Source organism: Salinifilum aidingensis (assembly GCF_054782015.1).
On record NZ_BAAGTH010000024.1, the window covers coordinates 24,548 to 30,547 of the forward strand.

The window sequence follows — 6,000 nt, forward strand, 5'->3', positions numbered from 1 at the left end:
CTGTGCGTGCCCTGCGGCAGGGGACACACCCCCGGAGTTCACTCGCTTCACTCGCTTCATTTCCCCAGCGCACTCCGCCAGTGAACCGGCCGCACTCGCCGATGAAAAACCTCACTCGAAGCTCGCGAGTTCACCCGCCGACGCACTCGCCCTGCACCGTCCTGTTTGGAGGTTCCCGTCATGTCTGGTCTGCCTGAGGTCACCATGGTCGGCACGCTCGTGGCCGACCCGGAGATCCGCTACACGAACAGCGCCATTGCGGTCGCCAGCGCCACCGTCGCCTGCAACTCCCGCCGGAGGAACCAGACCACCGGCGAGTGGGAAGACGGCGAGGCCACGTTCCTGCGCTGCTCGATCTGGCGCGAACTCGGCGAACACGCCGCCGAGAGCCTGAGCAAGGGCACCCGCGTCATCGTCACCGGCCGCGTGCGGCAGAAGGAGTTCGACACCACCGACGAGGCCGGCAACACCACCCGACGGCGCACGTTCGAGGTCGACGTGACCGAGATCGGCCCGAGCCTGCGCTGGGCCACCGCCACCGTGTCCAAGGCCCGTCGCACCGGCACCGCCGGTGGAACCGCGTGGGCCAACCCGGCCCCGGCCACGACCAGCGCGGGCTCGGTTGACGAGCCGCCGTTCTAACCCGAAACGGGGCCGCCGGGCGCCGTACCTCGCCCGGCGGCCCCTCGCACCCCCGCCCTGCACGAACCTACGTTCACGAGAGGTGCCTCGCACGATGGACGTGACACACTACTTCCTCACCCGGTGGGCCCTGCACTGCGCCCAGCAGAACTGGCGGATCTTCCCCCTGCGGCGCTACGCCAAACGCCCCGCCCTACACGGACACCGCAGCTGCCCGGCCACCGGGCCCTGCCGTGAGGGGCACCGCGGATGGGAACAGCGCGCCACCACCGACCGGACGGTCATCGAACGCTGCTGGGCCCACGGCATGTTCAACATCGGCGTGGCCACCGGCCCGTCCGGGCTGGTGGTCCTCGACTGCGACCAGCCCGGCCCCGACGAGCAAGACCCACCGGAGTGGGCCGGCGCCCGCGACGGATGGGACGTGCTGCAGACCCTCGCCGCGACCGCGGGCGAGGAGCTGCCGGAGACCTACACCGTGCGCACCCCCAGCGAAGGCGTACATGTGTACTTCCAAGCGCCCCACGGTGACGGCGTGCGTAGCACCGCGGGGCGGCTGGGGTGGCACGTCGACGTGCGTGCGGCCGGGGGCTACGTCGTCGGGCCCGGCTCGCTCACCCCAGGCGGGGGTTACGAGCTGGTCGATGACACGCCCCCGGTGCCGTGCCCGGAGTGGCTGCTGCAGCGGCTGCGGGCCGCCGAGGCCGGAAGCACCGGTGCGGAGGACCCGCGGCCGGCAGGGGCGGCGCTGACCATCACCGCGCACTCCCGGTCCGGCTATCTGCGCGCCGTGCTGCGCGGCGAGTGCCAACGGGTGGCCACCGCCCCGCCCGGGGAGCAGAACGTCCGGTTGTTTCAGGCCGCGGCCACGCTCGGCTCCTGGATCGCCGGCGGCGCCCTCGACGAGACCACAGCCCGCCGCAGCCTGCACCAGGCCATGGCCCAGGTGCCCAACACCCGCCCCGAACACCCATGGACACCACGGGAGATCGACCGAACCGTCGACTCCGGATTCCGCGCCGGCGCGGCGCACCCGCGTCGGCTGATCTCCGACGAAGTAGGAAGTGCCGTTGTATGAGCATCGACTACGCCGAAGCCGTCTCGGCGATCGACGAGGCCCTGGCCGCGTCCATGTGCCACCAGTGCGGCGCGAGCCTCGCCGACTCGCCGTCGGAATCCTTCTGCAGCGAATCCTGTCAACGCGCCTGGCACGCCGAGCAGGTCACCGAGGCACCCAACGACGGCGGAACCGTGCCCGTCGACGCTGACGACGAGGCCGAGGGGCTGCCGTGGTTGGCGGCCCCGCAGCGGTCGCACCGGGTCGGCCACGACGTGCTCGACGACGTGGTGGGCTTCATCCGGCGGTTCTCGGCGTTTCCGGATGAGCACTGCGCCCCGACGTTGGCGCTGTGGTACGCCCACACCCACGCCGCCGCCTCCTTCTACGTCACCCCGCGGCTGATCCTCGACAGCGCCGAGCCCGGCAGCGGCAAGACCCGCGTGCTCGAAGTCGCCCAGTACCTCGTCAAAGCACCGGAGATGACCATCTCGGTCACCACGGCCGCCCTGTTCCGCCTCGTCAGTGAGGGGCCGGTGACGATCCTCTTCGACGAGGTCGATGCCATCTTCAACCCCAAATCCGGAGGCAACTACGAAGACCTGCGCGGCATGCTCAACGCCGGTTACAAGCGCTCAGCCACCATCGCCCGTTGCGTGGGAGATGCCAAACAGATGGACGTGCAGCGCTTCCCGGTCTACGCCCCGGCCGCTCTGGCCGGCATCGCCGGCGGCATGCCCGCCACGATCACCACCCGCGCCATCACCATCCACATGCGCAAACGCGCCCCCGACGAACCCGTCGAGGCCTTCCGCGAACGCGATGTGGAACGCCAGGCCCAGCCGCTGAAGGAGGAACTGGCCGCCTGGATCGACAGCGAAAGCGACCAGCTCGCCGACGCGCAACCGACCATGCCCGACGGGGTCACCGACCGGCCCGCCGAGATCTGGGAACCCCTGCTGGCCATCGCCGATCAGGCCGGGGGGCACTGGCCCGAAACCGCCCGGGCCGCCTGCGCCCACTTCGTCCGCACCGCCACCACCGCCACCTCGCTGGGCGTGCGACTTCTCGGCGACCTGCGCGAACTGTTCACCCACCGCGGGGTGGAGCGCATGGCCACCGCCGACATCCTGCCGGCCCTGCACGAACTCGACGACGCCCCGTGGGCAGACCTGAAGGGCAAACCACTCGATGCCCGCCGCATGGCCCGCGAACTCGACCGCTACGGCGTCAAACCCACCACGTTCAAAGACGGCACCCGCTCCTGCAAGGGCTACGTCGTCACCGGCGACGGCGGCCTAGCTGATGCCTGGCGCCGCTACCTCCCACCCGCCGGCCCCACAGCGGAGTAACCCCCGTAACCCCGGTAACCGTGCAGGTCAGCCGGTTGCGGCAGGTTACGGCGGTTACCGCAGTGCCGTAACCGCCCGCACCCCGGTTACGGCGTATCCGTAACCGAAGTAACCAGCCGTAACCCCATGAGCAGCGCTGTTACGGCAGTTACCCCCGTTACTCCACCCGCGGCCCTCTTCCACCCCGTTCCTGGAGGACACCTATGTCCAAGCGTGAGACGTGGATGACCGTCGCCGAGTTCTGCGACGAGCTGGCCATCTCCCGCAGCACCTTCGACGACTGGAAGGCCAAGCAGCGCATCCCCAAGCACGTCCGACTGCCGAACGGATCGATCCGCATCCGCCGCAGCGACTTCAACGCCTGGATCACCGCCCTCGAGGAGGCAGCATGAACGACACCACCTATGACGTCCGCGTGTGGCGCCTGAAACTCCGCAAGAACGCGAAGGGGCGCATCACGAGTTATGGCGTGCGCTGGGAGGTAGCGCGAAGGGCGAAGTACCAGTCCTTCAAGACCAAGGCCCACGCGGAGAGCTTTCGTTCCGAACTTCTGCTCGCAGCGCGACGAGGTGAAGCCTTCCGCACCTCGACGGGACTACCGGTCTCGATGGGACGCGAGTCTGCAGAAGTGTCGTGGTTCGACTTCGCCTGTGACTACGTCGACATGAAGTGGCCGGAGCTGGCGGGCAACTCCCGCAAAGGAATCGCTGAGACGCTGGCGACGGTGACCCCGGCACTGCTTGCCTCGGACCGGGGCAAACCTGACGGCCGGGTGATGCGGTCAGCATTGAACGGGTGGGCCTTCCACGCCGAGCGGCGGGACTCGGTCGAGCAGCCGCGCGAGGTGCGGCAGGCGTTGAAGTGGCTGGCGGAGAACACCCGGCCGGTGAGCGCGTTGGCCGATCCGGCGGTGCTTCGGGAGGTGGTCCAATTGATCGCCACTCGGTTGGACGGCAAGCCCGCGGCCGCCTCGGTGGTTGCCCGTAAGCGGGCCGTGGTGCACAACGCGCTGGACTACGCCGTCGAACGCGGACTCTTGGCGGAGAACCCGCTGCCGAACCTGAAGTGGAAGCCGCCGAAGACGGTGCAGGCCATCGACAAGCGCACGGTGGTCAACCCGCAGCAAGCCCGGCGGCTGCTCGATGCTGTGGGGGAGCAGGAGCCGAGTGGGCCGCATTTGAAGGCGTTCTTCGCGGTGATGTACTACACCGCCGCGCGCCCGGCCGAGGCAGTGAACCTGCGCCGCGGCGACATCACCCTGCCGCCGCTGCAGTGGGACGCCGAGGCGGGGGAGTGGGGCGAGCCCGAGGGCGCCTGGGGTGAGCTGCTGTTGTCGGGCTCGGCTCCGGAGACCGGGGCCCGGTGGTCCTCGACGGGGCGCCGGCGGGACCGGCGGCAGCTCAAGCACCGCGGCCGAGGGGACACCCGCCCGGTGCCGTGCCCGCCGCCGCTGGTGCGGATCCTGCGCGAACACCTCAGGACCTTTCGCCCGCTGGGCAGCGGGCGGGTGTTCTACAGCATGCGGCGGACCGAGTTGTCGCAGAGCACCTGCGTGCACACCTGGGACCGGGCCCGGCGTGCGGTGCTCACCGCTGAGGAGGTCGACTCGCCTTTGGCGAAGCGGCCCTACGACTTGCGGCACGCCGCGGTGTCGACGTGGCTGTCGGCTGGGGTGCCGGCCACGCAGGTGGCGGAATGGGCCGGGCACAGTGTGCAGGTGCTGCTGCAGATCTACGCCAAGTGCTTGGCCGGACAGGAGGAGGCAGCCCGCTCCCGCATCGCGGACGTGCTCGCCGAGTAGGCGAGCGGTCCGCCTCGCTCTGTCCACGCATTGTCCAGAGACACCCGCACACGTTCGATCCCAGCCGGGCACACCCGGGTAGACGCAGCACGCCCCCTCGCCGTATTTTGCCTGGTGAGGGGGTGCTGACCTGGGTGCCCACGGTCAGATTCGAACTGACACTGTACGGATTTTGAGTCCGCTGCCTCTGCCATTTGGGCTACGTGGGCTGGCTCTGCTCCTAGCGTACGACACCCGTGATCATCTCCGCCGAGCGGGGGCGATCCGGACGCGCGGTGTCGCCCGGGCGTGATCGATGTCGTCACGGTCACGTGCACGGTCCGGGTCAACGCCGGGGCAGGCACGGTAAGCTGCGGTTTCCGGTGCTAGAAACACATCGGGAAGCCCCGAGACCGACCAGGAGGAATCCGGTGACGACGCCGGCTGCCGACCAGCCACAGGAGGCCCAGGCCACGCAACGTCGCGTCCTCGTCGCCGAGGACGAGGCGTTGATCAGGCTTGATCTGGTGGAGATGCTCCGGGAGGAAGGCTACGAGGTCGTCGGTGAGGTCGGTGATGGCCAAGAAGCGGTCCGGCAGGCCGAGGAGCTGCGCCCCGATCTGGTGATCCTCGACGTGAAGATGCCGAAGATGGACGGCATCGAGGCGGCGTCCAACATCGCGGGGGAGCGGATCGCCCCGGTGGTGATCCTCACGGCGTTCAGCCAGCGCGACCTGGTCGAGCGCGCCCGCGACGCGGGTGCGATGGCCTACCTGGTCAAGCCGTTCGCCAAGCGCGACCTGGTGCCGGCCATCGAACTGGCCGTCTCCCGGTTCACCGAGGTCCAGGCGCTGGAATCGGAGGTCGCCGACCTCAACGAGCGGCTGGAAGCGCGCAAGACGATCGAGCGGGCCAAGGGGCTGCTCATGACGAACCACGACATGAGCGAGCCGGAATCGTTCCGCTGGCTGCAGCGCACGGCCATGGACCGGCGCACCACGATGAAGGAGGTCGCCCAGGCGGTGCTGGACAACCTGCCGCAGGAGTGACCACCGCGGGCGTTCGCAAGTCGGAGGCCAAGCGGTCTGGAAGACAAGGTTCCACACCAACTCCTTGGCTCACAGAACGACATGGCTACGATCCGACTTGACCTCAAGGAGCGGGTGGGA

Annotated in this window: 6 protein-coding genes and 1 tRNA gene; 6 read left to right on the forward strand and 1 reads right to left on the reverse strand. The window is 69.3% G+C overall.

What is annotated here, in order from left to right:
- Positions 1–180: 180 nt before the first annotated feature.
- From ssb to ACYVJE_RS22800, 5 genes are all read left to right on the forward strand, one after another.
- Positions 181–642 carry a single-stranded DNA-binding protein gene (ssb, locus tag ACYVJE_RS22780; protein WP_461146090.1) on the forward strand — a complete coding sequence of 154 codons (462 nt, stop codon included), beginning with the start codon at positions 181–183 and terminating at the stop codon, positions 640–642.
- Positions 643–736: 94 nt separating this feature from the next.
- The gene (locus ACYVJE_RS22785) at positions 737–1,720 is read left to right on the forward strand and encodes a bifunctional DNA primase/polymerase (RefSeq protein WP_461146091.1); all 984 of its coding nucleotides are present in this window, start codon (positions 737–739) and stop codon (positions 1,718–1,720) included.
- The gene (locus ACYVJE_RS22790; RefSeq protein ID WP_461146092.1) at positions 1,717–3,051 is read left to right on the forward strand and encodes a DUF3631 domain-containing protein; all 1,335 of its coding nucleotides are present in this window, start codon (positions 1,717–1,719) and stop codon (positions 3,049–3,051) included. Before ACYVJE_RS22785 ends, ACYVJE_RS22790 begins: the two co-directional genes overlap by 4 nt.
- A 203-nt stretch (positions 3,052–3,254) precedes the next feature.
- Positions 3,255–3,443 carry a helix-turn-helix transcriptional regulator gene (locus tag ACYVJE_RS22795; protein ID WP_461146093.1) on the forward strand — a complete coding sequence of 63 codons (189 nt, stop codon included), beginning with the start codon at positions 3,255–3,257 and terminating at the stop codon, positions 3,441–3,443.
- Positions 3,440–4,852 carry a tyrosine-type recombinase/integrase gene (locus ACYVJE_RS22800; protein WP_461146094.1) on the forward strand — a complete coding sequence of 471 codons (1,413 nt, stop codon included), beginning with the start codon at positions 3,440–3,442 and terminating at the stop codon, positions 4,850–4,852. Before ACYVJE_RS22795 ends, ACYVJE_RS22800 begins: the two co-directional genes overlap by 4 nt.
- A gap of 135 nt (positions 4,853–4,987) precedes the next feature.
- Here the strand turns inward: ACYVJE_RS22800 and ACYVJE_RS22805 are convergent.
- Positions 4,988–5,061 (reverse strand) — tRNA-Leu (locus tag ACYVJE_RS22805).
- 201 nt (positions 5,062–5,262) lie between these two features.
- Here ACYVJE_RS22805 and ACYVJE_RS22810 point away from each other — a divergent pair.
- On the forward strand, positions 5,263–5,880 hold the full coding sequence (locus ACYVJE_RS22810; protein ID WP_459159168.1) for an ANTAR domain-containing response regulator: 618 nt from the start codon (positions 5,263–5,265) through the stop codon (positions 5,878–5,880).
- Positions 5,881–6,000: the final 120 nt, after the last annotated feature.